15 protein-coding genes are annotated in these 15,093 nt (G+C 38.1%); 5 read left to right on the top strand and 10 right to left on the bottom strand.

Annotation, left to right across the window (positions count from 1 at the left end; all coding sequences use genetic code 11):
- The first annotated feature begins 39 nt into the window (after positions 1–39).
- Together N9Y32_04930 and purL are read left to right on the top strand one after the other, a co-directional pair.
- On the top strand, positions 40–783 hold the full coding sequence (locus tag N9Y32_04930) for a YebC/PmpR family DNA-binding transcriptional regulator (GenBank protein MDB2590356.1): 744 nt from the start codon (positions 40–42) through the stop codon (positions 781–783).
- Positions 780–4,610: a phosphoribosylformylglycinamidine synthase gene (purL, locus tag N9Y32_04935; GenBank protein MDB2590357.1), complete on the top strand. Its 3,831-nt coding sequence runs from the start codon at positions 780–782 to the stop codon at positions 4,608–4,610. The genes N9Y32_04930 and purL overlap by 4 nt, the downstream gene beginning before the upstream one ends.
- 40 nt (positions 4,611–4,650) lie before the next feature.
- On the opposite strand, the gene N9Y32_04940 is transcribed toward purL, so the two are convergent.
- Together N9Y32_04940 and N9Y32_04945 are read right to left on the bottom strand one after the other, a co-directional pair.
- The gene (locus N9Y32_04940) at positions 4,651–4,944 is read right to left on the bottom strand and encodes a DUF1330 domain-containing protein (GenBank protein ID MDB2590358.1); all 294 of its coding nucleotides are present in this window, start codon (positions 4,942–4,944) and stop codon (positions 4,651–4,653) included.
- A 13-nt stretch (positions 4,945–4,957) separates the two neighbouring features.
- On the bottom strand, positions 4,958–6,229 hold the full coding sequence (locus N9Y32_04945; protein ID MDB2590359.1) for an aminotransferase class I/II-fold pyridoxal phosphate-dependent enzyme: 1,272 nt from the start codon (positions 6,227–6,229) through the stop codon (positions 4,958–4,960).
- A 367-nt stretch (positions 6,230–6,596) separates the two neighbouring features.
- Between N9Y32_04945 and N9Y32_04950 the strand changes: the two genes are divergently transcribed.
- Positions 6,597–7,247, top strand: coding sequence for a M48 family metallopeptidase (locus N9Y32_04950; GenBank protein MDB2590360.1), 651 nt, complete (start codon positions 6,597–6,599; stop codon positions 7,245–7,247).
- Between the two features lie 11 nt (positions 7,248–7,258).
- Here the strand turns inward: N9Y32_04950 and grxD are convergent, their stop codons facing one another.
- The 3 genes from grxD to N9Y32_04965 are packed head-to-tail and all read right to left on the bottom strand — an operon-like array spanning position 7,259 to position 9,204.
- Complete coding sequence (gene grxD / locus N9Y32_04955; protein ID MDB2590361.1) at positions 7,259–7,588, bottom strand: Grx4 family monothiol glutaredoxin; 330 nt, start codon at positions 7,586–7,588, stop codon at positions 7,259–7,261.
- Positions 7,589–7,646: 58 nt separating this feature from the next.
- Entirely contained in the window at positions 7,647–8,237 is a 591-nt protein-coding gene (locus tag N9Y32_04960) for a methyltransferase (protein ID MDB2590362.1), read from the bottom strand.
- Positions 8,230–9,204: a rhodanese-related sulfurtransferase gene (locus N9Y32_04965; protein ID MDB2590363.1), complete on the bottom strand. Its 975-nt coding sequence runs from the start codon at positions 9,202–9,204 to the stop codon at positions 8,230–8,232. The genes N9Y32_04960 and N9Y32_04965 overlap by 8 nt, the downstream gene beginning before the upstream one ends.
- 263 nt (positions 9,205–9,467) lie before the next feature.
- Here N9Y32_04965 and dxs point away from each other — a divergent pair, with 263 nt between their 5' ends.
- The gene (gene dxs / locus N9Y32_04970) at positions 9,468–11,291 is read left to right on the top strand and encodes a 1-deoxy-D-xylulose-5-phosphate synthase (protein ID MDB2590364.1); all 1,824 of its coding nucleotides are present in this window, start codon (positions 9,468–9,470) and stop codon (positions 11,289–11,291) included.
- A complete protein-coding gene (locus N9Y32_04975; protein MDB2590365.1) occupies positions 11,288–11,782 on the top strand; it encodes a DUF2062 domain-containing protein in 495 nt (164 codons plus the stop codon). The genes dxs and N9Y32_04975 overlap by 4 nt, the downstream gene beginning before the upstream one ends.
- Here the strand turns inward: N9Y32_04975 and ispG are convergent.
- The 5 genes from ispG to N9Y32_05000 all read right to left on the bottom strand — a co-directional run bounded on the left by ispG (position 11,777) and on the right by N9Y32_05000 (position 15,066).
- The gene (gene ispG / locus N9Y32_04980) at positions 11,777–12,865 is read right to left on the bottom strand and encodes a flavodoxin-dependent (E)-4-hydroxy-3-methylbut-2-enyl-diphosphate synthase (GenBank protein ID MDB2590366.1); all 1,089 of its coding nucleotides are present in this window, start codon (positions 12,863–12,865) and stop codon (positions 11,777–11,779) included. The two genes, N9Y32_04975 and ispG, sit on opposite strands and share 6 nt — an antisense overlap.
- A complete protein-coding gene (locus N9Y32_04985; GenBank protein ID MDB2590367.1) occupies positions 12,862–13,161 on the bottom strand; it encodes a hypothetical protein in 300 nt (99 codons plus the stop codon). The genes ispG and N9Y32_04985 overlap by 4 nt, the downstream gene beginning before the upstream one ends.
- Positions 13,145–14,218 carry a 23S rRNA (adenine(2503)-C(2))-methyltransferase RlmN gene (gene rlmN, locus N9Y32_04990; protein ID MDB2590368.1) on the bottom strand — a complete coding sequence of 358 codons (1,074 nt, stop codon included), beginning with the start codon at positions 14,216–14,218 and terminating at the stop codon, positions 13,145–13,147. The genes N9Y32_04985 and rlmN overlap by 17 nt, the downstream gene beginning before the upstream one ends.
- A gap of 55 nt (positions 14,219–14,273) precedes the next feature.
- Positions 14,274–14,699, bottom strand: a complete 426-nt coding sequence (gene ndk / locus N9Y32_04995) for a nucleoside-diphosphate kinase (protein MDB2590369.1) — start codon at positions 14,697–14,699, stop codon at positions 14,274–14,276.
- A 91-nt stretch (positions 14,700–14,790) separates the two neighbouring features.
- Positions 14,791–15,066, bottom strand: coding sequence for an HU family DNA-binding protein (locus N9Y32_05000; GenBank protein MDB2590370.1), 276 nt, complete (start codon positions 15,064–15,066; stop codon positions 14,791–14,793).
- Between the last annotated feature and the right edge of the window lie 27 nt (positions 15,067–15,093).

Raw genomic sequence — 15,093 nt, forward strand, 5'->3', positions numbered from 1 at the left:
AAGTAAAATTTAACACTCATATTCATTGGAGAGAACACCATGGCAGGACATAGTAAATGGCACAATATTCAACATCGTAAAGGCGCACAAGATGCCAAGCGTGGTAAAGTATTTACTAAATTAATTAAAGAAATTGTCATCGCTGCTAAAGCGGGTGGTGGTGTAATTGAAAATAATCCAGGCCTTAGAATGGTAATCGATAAAGCATTGGCTTCAAATATGAAGCGCGATACTATTGAAAACGCAGTTAAACGAGGTAGTGGCGACTTAGAAGGCGAAAACTATGATGAGGTGCGTTATGAAGGTTATGGCCTTGCGGGCACTGCAATTATGGTGGATACCTTAACGGATAATCGAAATCGTACTGTTGCTGATGTGCGTCATGCGTTTACCAAACATGGAGGCAATCTTGGCACTGATGGTTCGGTCTCTTATCTGTTTACCAAACAAGGATTTATAAGCTTCGCCACTGGTGATGATGAAGATCAAATTATGGAGATCGCACTCGACACAGGTGCACAAGACGTGATTACCAATGATGATGGATCTATTGACGTTATAACTTCTCCTGAAGAGTTTTTTATCATTAAAGATGCATTGGCGGATGCCGGTTTAGAATCTGCCCATTCACAAGTAACTATGGAGCCCTCTCTACGTGTAGAGTTAAATCTTCAAGATGCAGAAAAATTTATGAAACTCATTGAGCGCCTAGAAGATTTAGATGATACACAAGAGGTTTATCACAACGCTGATATTTCAGACGAGGTTATGGCACAATTATGATTCACATTCATCAAGGTATTAGCGCATTAGGCGCTTTTAAAACTCAATCTTTACAGTTAAAAATTACTCAAGCCCAAGTAGGATTAAAACTTCTTGGCGCAGAGTTTGTTCACTTTGCAGATCTTAATGACAACCTTGATGACAACAAAAAAAAGCAATTAACACAACTATTAAGCTACAGCGAATCTCTAAACGTTAAGAACGCAGTATCTAGTATTGTTGTGATCCCAAGATTAGGTACCATCTCTCCTTGGTCTTCAAAAGCAACCGACATTATGCATTTGTGTGATATGACACAAATCAAGCGTATAGAGCGTGCAATTGTTTATCACTTTGACGCTAAAATTCAAAATCAATCAGCTGTTTTAGCTTGTGTCATGGACAAAATGACTGAATCAGAATTAAGCTCAATGGATGAAGCACATACAATTTTTGATAATTTTGAGCCTCGACTTTTTTCTAATGTTGACATCCTTAATCAAGGAAAAACAGCGCTAGAGAAGACTAATATTGAACTTGGTTTGGCACTATCTAGCGGTGAGATTGATTATTTGACTCAAAGCTTCATTAAGCTAGAACGCAATCCTACAGATATTGAACTCATGATGTTTGCCCAAGCAAATTCAGAGCATTGTCGTCATAAAATTTTCAATGCAGATTGGAAAGTTGACGGTGTCGAACAAGCAAAAAGTTTGTTTAGTATGATTCGTAATACTTATCATAAGCATCCAGAAGGCTTGCTTAGCGTCTATTCAGACAACTCTGCAGTAATGGCAGGCTCTGAAGGTGAGCGTTTTTATGCGAATAAAAATGGAAAGTACGTCGCCACTAAAGAGCATAGAGCCATCTTAATGAAAGTTGAAACTCATAACCACCCTACCGCTATTGCTCCACACCCAGGTGCAGCGACTGGTTCTGGTGGTGAAATTCGTGACGAAGGCGCAACAGGACAAGGCTCTAAGCCTAAAGTTGGCCTATGTGGCTTTAGTGTTTCTAATTTAAAAATTGATGATGCCACCCAACCCTGGGAAGAAGACAACGGCAAACCCTCGCAAATCGTTTCAGCTCTTGATATTATGCTTGAAGGCCCAATTGGCGCTGCCGCTTTTAACAACGAATTTGGTCGCCCTAATACTTTAGGCTATTTTAGAACCTACGAGCAAGCCACACCAGAAGGTGACATTCGCGGCTATCACAAGCCTATTATGCTAGCTGGTGGCTTAGGTCATATTCAAGAACAACATATTAAAAAAGGTGAAATTCCTGTTGGTAGTAAAATTATTGTTTTAGGTGGCCCTGCTATGCTGATCGGCCTTGGTGGTGGCGCTGCTTCGAGCATCAAGAGTGGCGATCAAAGTGAGGACTTAGACTTTGCCTCAGTTCAACGTGCTAATCCTGAGATGGAAAGACGCGCTCAAGAAGTCATTGATCGCTGTACAAATCTTGGCAATGAAAACCCTATTATCTCTATTCACGATATCGGTGCAGGTGGTTTATCAAATGGTCTGCCTGAACTGGTCAATGATTCAGGTCGTGGTGGTCGTTTTGAATTACGCAATATTCCTAATGATGACAATCAAATGTCACCCCTTGAAATTTGGTGCAATGAATCTCAAGAGCGCTATGTACTAGCCATCGCACCTTCTAGTTTGGATATTTTTAGTGATATTTGTCTGCGTGAGCGAGCACCTTTTGCTGTTTTAGGTGAGTCAACTAAAGAGCAAGAATTAGTACTAAGCGATGAGCTTTTTAGCGATACCCCTATCGATATGCCGATGTCAGTTTTGCTTGGAAATCCCCCAAAAACCAGCATTGAAGCCATTACTCAAGACATCAATCTTAATCCGCTAGATACCAGCAATATTCATCTAGATGAAGCAATCAATAGAGTCTTACAACTTCCTACTGTTGCTAGTAAAAATTTCCTAATCACCATTGGCGATCGAAGCGTCACTGGTATGGTAGCACGTGACCAATTTGTTGGTCCATGGCAAGTACCTGTCTCAGATTGTGCGATTAGTGTTGCTGATTATGTTGGTTACAAGGGTGAAATCATGTCGCTCGGTGAGCGCACACCTTTAGCTTTGTGTGATGCTAACGCTGCAGCACGCATGACCATTGGAGAGGCGCTTACCAATATGCTGGGTGGCTATGTTGCTGATATTCATGACATCAGTCTAAGTGCCAACTGGATGAGCGCTTCTGGCCACAAAGGTGAAGATGCCAAACTGTTTGAAGCTGTTAAAGCGGTAGGCATGGACTTATGCCCTGAACTTGGTCTTACCGTGCCAGTAGGCAAAGACTCAATGAGTATGAAAAGTTCTTGGAGTGAAAATGGCGAAGATAAATCCGTTACCTCTCCTTTATCACTAATTATTACCGCTTTTTCAAAAACCAGCGATGTTAGATTACAAAAAACCCCGTTACTAGAAACGGATTCAGATTCTGAATTATTACTCATTGACCTTGGTTTTGGTCAAAATCGCATGGGTGGCTCGTGTCTGGCACAGGTATTCAACCAGATTGGTAATATTGCACCAAATCTTGACGATTCAGCTTTATTTAAGCGCTTCTTTACCGTCATTAACCAGCTTAACAAAGATGATTTAATTAGCGCTTATCATGATCGCTCTGATGGTGGTGTAATCACTACTTTACTAGAAATGGCATTCACTTCACATTGTGGTTTAGATATTGAAACTACTGATAATGAAATTAGTGATTTATTTAACGAAGAACTGGGTTGTGTCATTCAAGTTATGGCTAATAAAAAACCCGCTGTGATGAGTGCACTTAATGCAGCAGGATTATCTGATTACGTTCGCATGATTGCCACTATTAATTCTTCAGATAGCATCCAAATTAGCTCAAATGGTAAAAATATTTATCAAAAACCTAGAGCTGAGCTACACACACTTTGGTCATCTACTTCTTATCAGGTCGCCAAACTTAGAGACAATCCTGAGTGTGCCCAGCAAGAATTTGACGCTATTAGCAAATCAACAGACGGCATTAAAACAGACCTGAGTTTTGACCTTAATCAGTCTATCATTAGCCCTTATATTAAAACCAACGTTAAACCTAAAATTGCTATTTTGCGTGAGCAAGGAGTTAACGGACAAGTGGAAATGGGTGCTGCATTTAACCAAGCAGAGTTTGAAGCAATTGACGTCCATATGAGTGATGTATTGTCGGGTCGCATCTCATTGACAGACTTTAAAGGTTTAGTCGCATGTGGCGGATTCTCATATGGTGATGTACTTGGTGCTGGTAGAGGTTGGGCTAGCTCGATTCTTTATAATGCTCGTGCAAAAGATGAGTTTGAAGCCTTCTTTAATCGTGAAGATAGCTTTGCTTTAGGCGTTTGTAATGGTTGCCAGATGATTTCTAATTTAAGCGAAATTATCCCTGGCGCGCAAAACTGGCCAAGCTTTAATCGCAATGTTTCTGAGCAGTTTGAAGCGCGCTTCTCCAGTATTAAGATTGGCAAAACCAACTCAATTTTTCTAAATGACATGCAAGATTCTATCATGCCGATCGCTATTGCACATGGCGAAGGAAAAGCAATCTTTACTGGCAATTCAAACAACATTGCTTTGCAATATGTTGATCATCAAGGTGATATTACTCAGTCTTATCCTCATAATCCAAATGGTTCAGACTTTGCAACAGCAGGTGTCACTAATGATTCTGGACGAGTCACTATTATGATGCCGCATCCTGAGCGTGTATTTAGGACTGTACAACATTCACATCATCCAAAAGATTGGAACGAGCGAAGCCCGTGGATGAGAATGTTTGAAAATGCTAGAGCTTGGGTTGATTAAACACTAAAAAGAAATATATCATAGAGGTTGTAGCTAAATGCTAAACACTTGATTGATAACTCGTTAAGTCTATATCTGCTGCGAGTTCTCGAATCGGTATTAATGCTTGATAAGCATCAGATAAAAACCAATTATCTAAAGCTTGATGATTGGGAAATCGAATAATTACATTATCTGAATGATTACACTCTCCAGATAAGGTTTTTAATTTTTGACCTCGAAAAGTAATCTCACCACCCCAAGGACTGATAGTCTCAAGTACTTTACTACGATATTCAGCCCATTTAACTTTATCTTTAACAGTGATATTGCCAATGACATAAGCCTCTTGCATATTTCATCCTTTTTTATGCTTTATCTAGTGCCTGACTAACATCAGCAATAATGTCATCAATGTGCTCAATACCAACAGAAATTCTGATCAAATCAGCACCGACTCCTGCTGCTGCGAGCTCTTCATCGTTAAGCTGTCTGTGAGTGGTAGAGGCTGGGTGACAAGCAAGCGATTTTGCATCACCTATATTAACTAAACGCAAAATCATTTCAAGAGAATCAATAAATTTAGTTGCGGATTCAACTCCACCAGTAATTCCAAAGCTTAAAATACCGGAAGCTTTACCAGAGGTAATTTTTTCGCAGTTTTCTTTATAAGGACTGTCAGCCAATGTCGCGTAATTAACCCATTCAACTTTCTTATGCTGCTGAAGATATTCGGCAAGTTTTTGTGCATTTTCGCAATGACGATCCATACGCAATCCAAGTGTTTCAAGGCCTTGTAAAATTTGAAAAGAATTCATGGGTGATATTGCTGCGCCAGTATTCCTTAGGGGTCCAACACGACAACGACCTATGTAAGCCGCCGCACCTAAAGCTTCTGTATATACAACACCATGATACGCAGGATCTGGCTCATTTAATATAGGGAAACGTTCCTTATTGGCTGCCCAATCAAACTTACCAGAGTCAACTATAGCACCACCAATCGATGTGCCATGGCCGCCAATATACTTAGTCAATGAATGCACCACGATATCTGCACCTAGCTCAAAAGGACGACATAAATAAGGTGTGGCAACAGTGTTATCAACAATTAAAGGAATACCATGCTTATGTGCAATATCCGCTAAGCGAGAAATATCGACAACATTACCAGCAGGGTTGCCGATAGACTCACAAAATATGGCTTTAGTTTTTTCGTCAATTGACTGTTCAAACTTTTCAAAATCATTATGCTTTATCATGCGAACTTCGACACCTTGTCTTGGCAAAGCATGGGCAAACAGATTATAAGTACCACCATAAAGCTCGCTGGTACTAACAAAATTATCACCCGCCTCAGTGATACATTGAAGTGCATAGGTAATAGCGGCCATACCTGAAGCAACACAAACAGCTCCAATACCATCTTCCATAGCAGCTATACGCTTCTCCAAAACATCAGTGGTTGGATTCATGATGCGTGTGTAAATATTTCCCGGTACTTTAAGATCAAATAAATCTGCACCATGCTGAGTGTCATCAAATGTATAAGAGGTTGTTTGGTAAATAGGAACAGCAGCAGCTTTAGTAGTTTCTTCAGACTTGTAGCCTTCGTGTAACGCTATGGATTCTAGTTTCATAAGTTTTTTTTCAAGGTTATGGTTTAAATTAGTGACAAAATACAAGGCCTAAAAAGCACTTGCGATAAATAATAATGTTAAAGGTAAGTTTAGCTTATTTTGTAAAACTTACTTGTTTTATTTATTAATACTGATATTCATAATTGATCTAGCAAATTTTCAAAAAAATTTGGCAAATAATGAAAATGGCCTGAAATATAGCAATTAAATACTAGTTATTTACTAAAATAGTAACAATAATGACGATTTATGGCATAAAACAGAAGTTTTTGAAGAATTAAGCCTATATTTATTTTAATAATTAAAAAATTTCACAAATTTTAACAATGATCCATTTTTTAAATTGATTTCGGGTTAAATAACGATTATGGATTATCAACTGATACGAACAAAACGTAAAACTCTAAGTTTACAAATTAACAGTAATGCTGAGCTAATTGTTCGAGCGCCAAATCGATTATCTGTAAAAAAAATTGAGCAATTTATTAATGAAAAATCAGATTGGATTGAAAAAAAATCAAACTCTATTAGCTTAAAAAAACCTCAAAAGCCTCATTATATCAACGGTGAAAAATTCTTGTATTTGGGGGAAGAGTATCCATTAAAAATTAATGCTACTCAGGTTAAAGGGTTAAGCTTTAATGGGAAAATATTTAGTCTTGAAACGGGCGGAAAAGAGGAGTTTTTAATTTGGTACAAGGCTTCTTTTAAAAAAATCGCCCTGCCGCGTCTTGAATATTATGCCAAAAATCATCATCTTAGCTATAACCAAGTGCGACTAAAAGCTCAAAAAACTTTATGGGGCTCTTGTAGTGGCGTGAACAATATCAACCTCAACTATCTATTGATAGGTGCGCCCATTTCAGTGATCGATTATGTGATTGTGCATGAGCTATGCCATAGCGTGCATAAAAATCATTCGAAGAATTTTTGGCAATTGGTATTTAGCATTTTGCCAAACTATAAAGCCAGCAAACGCTGGCTTCAAGTCAATGGTCATAGGTTACAAAACCTATGAAAATTTAATTATTATTTATCGTTAAATTTAGACGTTGCATCTTCCATGGCCGCTTTTAAGCTACCCATTTGAGACATTTCAACAATAATATCACCGCCACCAACAAGTTGACCGTTCATATAAATTTGTGGGAAAGTGGGCCAATCTTGGAAAGATGGTAAATTTTGCATAACCTCTTGGTCTTCAAAAATATTTACATAGGCAAATTCAACACCTGTAGAAGCTAGTGTTTGTGCTGCTGTTGCTGAGAAGCCACATTGTGGAAATTGAGGTGTACCTTTCATATAAAGTACGACTGGTGCGCTATCTACTTGCGCTTGAATTCTTTGCATTACATCCATGATTAGTTCCTTTTCTTATGCTTGTAAAAACCTAGTATTTTACTCGTATATTAAGCTTTTATGATTTAATTGCTTGAGCAATTGTATATTTTTGTCCTTGTTTAAGTTTTTTGTAATTACCAAAAACTGATTTAAAGTTATCTTTAATAAAATGTCGTAGGCCATTAATAGTCACAAAAGTAATTTTTCCGCCGGGTTTAAGCGCATCATACGCATCATACAATATAATACTTAGTTGCTCTCTGCCAACTTTCGCAGGGACATTAGATATCACTTGATCAAAATAATTTTGCTTACCAACAGCTGAGAATGCATCAGATAAATAAGCTTGGGCATTATTAATATGATTAAGCTCAGCATTGATATTTGACAACTCAACAGCCACAAAATCTTTATCCACCATGTGCACTTCACCCTGAGGACAGGATTTAGCAACGCTAAGTCCAATAGGGCCATAACCACAACCCAAATCTAGGCATTTATCGTCCTCAGCAATATCAAGATATTTCATAAACATAACGGTACCGTCATCAATCGCTCTTGGACTAAATACACCCCAACGAGTTTTTAAATTGAGCTTGTGGCCCAGAAGATCTGATTCGATCAGTAAGTCTTGTTTGAGTTTTGGAATATCTTGACGATTAAACATTTTTATTTTTATTTGTTATTTTTAGTGCTTTTTTCTTGGCCTTAGCAGCAATAACCTGGCTAGCATTATCGCCAATATGATCTTCCCCTCTTGCTTTGGCTAGCTGAACTTGTTTTTCTCTTTCGCGATAGCGGCTGACTTGATCTGTACTTTTTGAGCCATGACATCTTGGGCAAGATACGCCTTTTTCGTAGTACTTGTGTGTCTTATCTTGTTCGGTAATTGGGTAGCGACAAGCATGACATTGATCATATTGACCTTGCTCTAAATTATGCTTAACGGCGACACGATCGTCAAAAACAAAGCATTCACCTTCCCATAGACTACCCTCTTTTGGCATTTGTTCAAGGTACTTTAGAATGCCACCTTGAAGATGATAAACCGTGTCAAAGCCTTGAGTTTTTAAATAAGCGGTTGATTTTTCACAACGAATACCGCCGGTACAAAACATGGCTACTTTTTTGCCTCGATATTGCTCTAAATTGTTCTTAGTGTACTCTGGAAACTCTCTAAAAGTTTCAGTAACAGGGTTGATGGCGCCTTTAAAGCTTCCAATTTCATATTCATAGTTATTTCTGGTATCTATCAAAATAACATCAGGATCGCTGATTAATTCATTCCAGTCTTGTGGAGATACATAAGTACCTACTGACTCTTTAGGGTCAATTCCTGACACACCCAAAGTAACAATTTCTTTTTTTAGTTTTACTTTTAGGCGCTTAAAGGGCAACTCTTTACTTTGAGAAAACTTAATTTCTAATTGATTAAAGCGTCCATCTTTATCTAAAAAATCTAGTAATTGATTAATTGAATCTTGAGTGCCTGATATTGTGCCATTCAAACCTTCTAAAGCTAACAAGATTGTGCCTTTAATCTCTAGCTTAACCATTAATGCGCGCAAAGGCTCTCTGAACTCTTTGAAATCATCTAAACGGACAAATTGATACAAGGCGCAAACTGAAAACATAAAAAAATTAACAACTCATCAAAAAAATCTATTTTACCGCAAACGTATAATTTCAATATATAAAATGGGGTTATTTGTAAAATCATTGATTACAAAAATGAAAAACTCTAATTCTTATGAAATCCATTCATCCTAAAGCGAAATTCAGTGCTCGAGACTTTGATAAATAAATAATAAACTATTCTATTTCAAAGAGATTCCTTGCATAAAAATCATCACCCTTCTTAGTAGTTAATTAACCTACTCACGTATAATAAGTATCTTTGCAACAAAGTTTTATTAGCGTGCTCGATCAAATTCACTCACCACAGGATATCAAAAAGCTTGACTTAGATCAGCTACAATCCTTGGCAGATGAGATTCGAGCCTTTTTAATTCAAACTATTCAAACAACAGGTGGGCATTTAGCGCCAAATCTTGGCACCATTGAAATGACACTTGCTATGCACTACGTATTTGATACACCTAAAGATAGCTTTGTTTTTGACGTGGGTCATCAGGCCTACACCCATAAAATACTAACTGGTCGACTCAAGCAGATGTCTACTTTACGCCAAAAAGACGGTCTTTCAGGATTTACCAAGCGCAGTGAAAGTGAGCACGATAGCTTTGGTGCTGGACATTCTTCTACCTCAATTAGCGCCGCACTAGGCATTGCTATTGGTAATCGTTTGCATAATAATGACAAAAAATCAATTGCTGTAATTGGTGATGGCGCTTTAACAGGTGGTATGTCATTTGAAGCACTTAATCACGCAGGTGACTCAAATGCTGATTTGCTGATTATTCTGAATGATAATGACATGAGCATCTCCAAAAATGTTGGTGCCATGAATAAGTATCTGACCAAGCTCATCTCTGGAAAAGTGTACTCAACCATGAAAACCAAGTCGCTGGATTTTCTTGAAAAAGTACCCATGATTCATGAATTTGCCAGACGCTCCGAAGAACATTTAAAAGGCATGGTGTTACCGAGCACTTTGTTTGAAGAATTAGGGCTTGATTATTTTGGACCGATTGATGGTCATGATCTTCCAACATTAATTAAAACCTTACAGAACTTAAAACGACAAGAAAAGCCTCGTTTATTACATATTATTACTAAGAAAGGCTATGGTCTTGAGAGTGCTGAAAAAGATCCTTGTAAATTTCACGGGGTGGCGCCTGCACAATCTCAGGCCAATACGTTACCTAGCTATAGCGATGTCTTTGGTGCCTGGATTAACAATACCGCCAAGCAAAATACAGATTTAATCGCCATTACTCCCGCTATGTGTACCGGCTCAGGTATGAGCGATTTTGAAAGGGATTTCCCTGAGCAGTATTTCGATGTGGGAATTGCCGAGCAGCATGCCATTACTTTTGCAGGTGGATTAGCTGTACAAGGGTTTAAACCAATTGTAGCTATCTACTCTACTTTTTTACAGCGAGGCTATGATCAGCTTATTCATGATATTGCCTTGCAAGATTTAAATGTAGTTTTTGCTATTGATAGAGCGGGACTGGTTGGCGCTGATGGTGCCACTCATGCTGGTAGTTTTGACTTAAGTTTTTTGCGTTGTATTCCAAATTTAGTTGTTATGTCTCCGAGCAATTCAGCTCAAATGTATCAAATGCTTAATACCGCATTTGAAACTAAAGGTGTATTTTGTGTGCGCTACCCAAGGGGCACTTCAGTTATTGAAGATTACATTAGTTCAGAGCAAATTCAAATTGGCAAGGCTGACGTGGTTCGTCAAGGCTCTAATATTGCAATACTTGCTTTTGGTACCATGCTAAATAACGCTCTAGAAGCGGCAGAGTCGATCAACGCAACCGTGGTTGATATGCGTTTCGTGAAACCATTAGATGAGACGCTATTACTTGAGCTTTCTAAGTCTCATACTCAGTTTATTTCTATTGAAGATAATGCAATTCATGGGGGTGCCGGTAGTAGTGTTAGCGAGTTTTTCCATCAACAAGGCATAAATACTTCATTTAAAATTCTTGGCTTGCCTGATATATTTACCGAACAAGGTACGCAAGCTCAACTTCATGAATTATATGGTTTAGATGCTAAAGCAATTATTGCTGCTAGTAAAACATGAAAAAACTATTAAAGCGTTATAGTCCAAACCCTAATGAGGTTAAAAATAACAAACGCCTAGGCTGGCTTAGTAAGCATTTGCACGATCCTAGTTTATGGAATTTCAATCGAAAATCAATTTCTAAAGCTTTTGCAGTGGGTTTGTTTTTTGCTTTTACTCCTGTCCCATTTCAAATGCTACTTGCTGCACCAGCTGCTGTTATTGTTAGTGCTAACCTACCTTTATCCATTGCTCTAGTTTGGATCACCAATCCGCTTACCATGGCGCCTATTTATTATGGATGCTATAAGCTAGGTGCTTGGTTACTTGGTGTTCAAATCGAGGCTGATTTTGTTATGTCACTTGAATATGTTTGGCAAGTATTTGATAGTATTTGGCAGCCATTCTTATTGGGCTGTTTAATAGTTTCAATCGTCAGCGCAGTAATTGGCTATTTTAGTATTCAGTTTATTTATCGATACCGAGTTTATAGACGCTCAAAAAAACTATAAATTATCTAAACCAAGTTTGAGTTGCGCTCTAATTTTTTCTTCTAGAGTGTCAACTAAATTTTCATTACTGACCTTTTGATCCGTCTTACCCTCTACATACATCAAATTTGGCTCGCCACCTGTAAGACCCACTGAAACTGCTTTTGCCTCACCCGGGCCATTCACAACACAGCCAATAACAGCAACATCAATTGGCTCACTAATATCTTCTAGGCGAGACTCTAATTCATTCACCACCTTAACGACGTCAAATTTTTGACGAGAGCATGAAGGACAGGCGATTAAATTAACACCTTTTTGCCTTAGACCTAATGATTTAAGAATGTCAAAACCCACGCGGACTTCATCTACTGGATCAGAAGCCAGAGAAACACGAATAGTGTCACCAATTCCCTCAGCAAGTAATAAGCCTAGACCAACTGATGATTTGACCGTACCAGAGCGCAGAGAACCTGCCTCGGTGATACCAAGATGAAGTGGGTTGTCAATTTGAGAGGCAAGCTGCTTGTAGGCAAAAACCGTCATGAATATTTCACTAGCTTTTAGTGAAATTTTATAATTATCAAAATTAAGACGATCTAAGATGTCAATATGCCTAAATGCTGATTCAACCATTGCCTCAGGCGTGGGCTCGGTATATTTCTTTTGCAAATCTTTTTCTAACGAGCCAGCATTAACACCAATACGAATTGGAATGCCGTGATCTTTAGCTGAAGCAACCACTTCACGAACTCGATCTTCTCGGCCAATATTTCCCGGGTTAATACGTAAACAGTCGGCGCCATATTCTGCCACTTTAAGTGCAATTTTGTAGTCAAAATGAATATCGGTAATCAGTGGAATGTTAACTTGTTTCTTGATTTCCTTAAAAGCTTCAGCTGCTTGCATCGTTGGCACAGAAACACGGACTAAATCTGCACCAGCTTCTTCAATGGCCTTAATTTGTCTAACCGTAGCAGCGACATCTGTTGTTTCTGTGTTAGTCATACTTTGTACAGAAATTGGAGCATCACCACCCACAGCGACATTACCGACAAAGATTTGTCGAGATTTTCTCCTGGTAATGGTATGTATTGGTTTCATTGCTGTTTAAATGTTTGAATCAATTCATCAAGACCTTTATCGCTTTTAACTCGGCGATCAGTTTCAACTTGATAAGTATTATTAGATTTAATTATAACGCTATTCGTCTTTTCTTCGACTTGCTTTTTTCCCTTGCTAATAACGATCAAAGTATCAGTTTTTGATTTTTCAACCGGTAATTCAAGGTATTGATATCCATAAGCCGCCAAAATAAAAAAACTCAGCATTAAAACCCAAATTTTCATTCTTGGTTTGCGTTTTTTCTTTCTAGGATAGTAATCAATTCCGTCTAGCATCTGCTCGTTTAGTTTTATCTTTCACTTTACCTGCTAACTGCCCACAAGCCGCATCCACATCTTCGCCACGGGTACGTCTAGTCATAGTTCGAATACCATTAGAGAATAAAATATTTTGAAAACTTTCAATCGTCCTAACGCTAGAAGTTTCATAATCAGATTGTGGAAAAGGATTAAAAGGAATTAAATTAACTTTAGCAGAAACCCCTTTTAAAAGTTTAGAAAGCTGTTTGGCATGCTCTGAAGAATCATTCACACCTTTTAACATCACATACTCAAATAAAATGTGACGCTCTTGGGTGCCAGCATTCAAATATACATCACATGCTTTCATCAATGTTTCAATAGGGTATTTTTTATTGATAGGAACCAGCTCATCACGTAAAGTGTCATTTGCTGCATGCAAAGAAATAGCTAAACTTACTGGAACTCGCTCACTCATTCTCTCTAAAGCAGGTACAACACCAGAGCTGGAAATAGTCACTCGACGACGAGATAAACCAAATGAAAGATCATCTAATAATAAATCACAAGCACTATAAACCGCCTCTTCATTAAGTAATGGCTCGCCCATACCCATAAAGACAACGTTAGAGATTCGCTTTCCAACTGGGTTTAAATGCAAATTAGCAATCAATACTTGGGCAATTATTTCTGCTGTGGAAAGGTTTCTATTAAAACCTTGGTAACCAGTCGAACAAAACGTACAAGCCAAAGCGCAGCCAACTTGCGAGGAGATGCATAAAGTGCCTCGATCTTTTTCAGGAATGTAGACCATTTCAACGTGGTTTTCGCTGCCGGTTTCAATTACCCATTTTATAACACCATCTAATGCATGATTTTTAGTAACAACTTTTGGAAATTCAATACAGGCAACCTCTTTAAGCTCTTCTCTTAATTTTTTGCTAAGATTAAGCATTTGATCAAAATCAAACACGTGATCTTTATAAATCCACTTCATTAATTGCTTAGTACAATAAGATTTTGCACCCAGCTTTGCAAAGAATTCATCTAGTGATTTCTGATTAAGACTTAAAAGATTTATTTTGTTTTCCATAAATAAAAATAGCACAGAAAGACTGTGCTATTTGATTAATACCAAATAAAAAAAATTAACGCGTTCTAGGACAAACGCCGTCTGTACCAAAAAAGTACTCAATTTCAATGGCTGCATTTTCTAGCGAATCAGAACCATGCACTGCATTTTCATCTAAAGACTGAGCGAAATCAGCACGAATTGTACCAGCTGCCGCATCTTTAGGGTTTGTAGCGCCCATGATTTCACGATGCTTAGCAACTGCATTATCAGCTTCTAACACTTGAACCATTACCGGTCCTGAAGTCATAAATGCAACCAACTCACCATAAAAAGGGCGATCTTTATGTACAGCGTAAAAACCACCTGCTAATTCGTCATCTAAATGAAGCATTTTTGATGCTACTATTTTAAAACCGGCATCTTCAAAGCGAGTGTAAATCTGACCAATCACATTCTTAGCAACTGCGTCTGGCTTAATAATTGATAAAGTGCGTTCCATAAATATCCCCTTAAATTAAAACAGCATTTTACCAAACTTTAGACATAAAAAAAGCACCCTAAGGTGCTTTTCTGAAGTTAGTAACTAACGATTAGCCATTAACTGCATCTTTAAGTGCCTTACCTGCTTTAAATGCAGCAACTTTAGAAGCTTTAATTTGAATCGTAGCACCAGTTTGTGGGTTACGTCCAGTACGTGCTGCACGGTCTCTAACTACAAATGAACCAAAACCTGTTAACTGTACACCGTCACCACTAGCCATAGCACCAGTTATTGCATCAGTAGTAGCGTTAAGTGCGCGACCTGCATCTGCTTTTGAAATATCTGCTGCTGATGCAATTGCATCAATTAATTCTGACTTGTTCATTCTCTTCCCCTTTAATTAATAAAAAAA

It is taken from the genome of Candidatus Thioglobus sp. (assembly GCA_028228555.1).
GTDB lineage: Bacteria > Pseudomonadota > Gammaproteobacteria > PS1 > Pseudothioglobaceae > Thioglobus_A.

Coding starts and splice junctions, on each gene's coding strand:
- N9Y32_04965 (MDB2590363.1), bottom strand. CDS start 9,204: ATGTTTTCAGTTTGCGCCTTGTATCAATTTGTCCGTTTAGATGATTTC.
- N9Y32_04945 (MDB2590359.1), bottom strand. CDS start 6,229: ATGAAACTAGAATCCATAGCGTTACACGAAGGCTACAAGTCTGAAGAA.
- N9Y32_04940 (MDB2590358.1), bottom strand. CDS start 4,944: ATGCAAGAGGCTTATGTCATTGGCAATATCACTGTTAAAGATAAAGTT.
- ispG (MDB2590366.1), bottom strand. CDS start 12,865: ATGAAACCAATACATACCATTACCAGGAGAAAATCTCGACAAATCTTT.
- N9Y32_04930 (MDB2590356.1), top strand. CDS start 40: ATGGCAGGACATAGTAAATGGCACAATATTCAACATCGTAAAGGCGCA.
- N9Y32_04950 (MDB2590360.1), top strand. CDS start 6,597: ATGGATTATCAACTGATACGAACAAAACGTAAAACTCTAAGTTTACAA.
- N9Y32_04960 (MDB2590362.1), bottom strand. CDS start 8,237: ATGTTTAATCGTCAAGATATTCCAAAACTCAAACAAGACTTACTGATC.
- N9Y32_04985 (MDB2590367.1), bottom strand. CDS start 13,161: ATGCTAGACGGAATTGATTACTATCCTAGAAAGAAAAAACGCAAACCA.
- rlmN (MDB2590368.1), bottom strand. CDS start 14,218: ATGGAAAACAAAATAAATCTTTTAAGTCTTAATCAGAAATCACTAGAT.
- N9Y32_04975 (MDB2590365.1), top strand. CDS start 11,288: ATGAAAAAACTATTAAAGCGTTATAGTCCAAACCCTAATGAGGTTAAA.
- purL (MDB2590357.1), top strand. CDS start 780: ATGATTCACATTCATCAAGGTATTAGCGCATTAGGCGCTTTTAAAACT.
- ndk (MDB2590369.1), bottom strand. CDS start 14,699: ATGGAACGCACTTTATCAATTATTAAGCCAGACGCAGTTGCTAAGAAT.
- grxD (MDB2590361.1), bottom strand. CDS start 7,588: ATGGATGTAATGCAAAGAATTCAAGCGCAAGTAGATAGCGCACCAGTC.
- N9Y32_05000 (MDB2590370.1), bottom strand. CDS start 15,066: ATGAACAAGTCAGAATTAATTGATGCAATTGCATCAGCAGCAGATATT.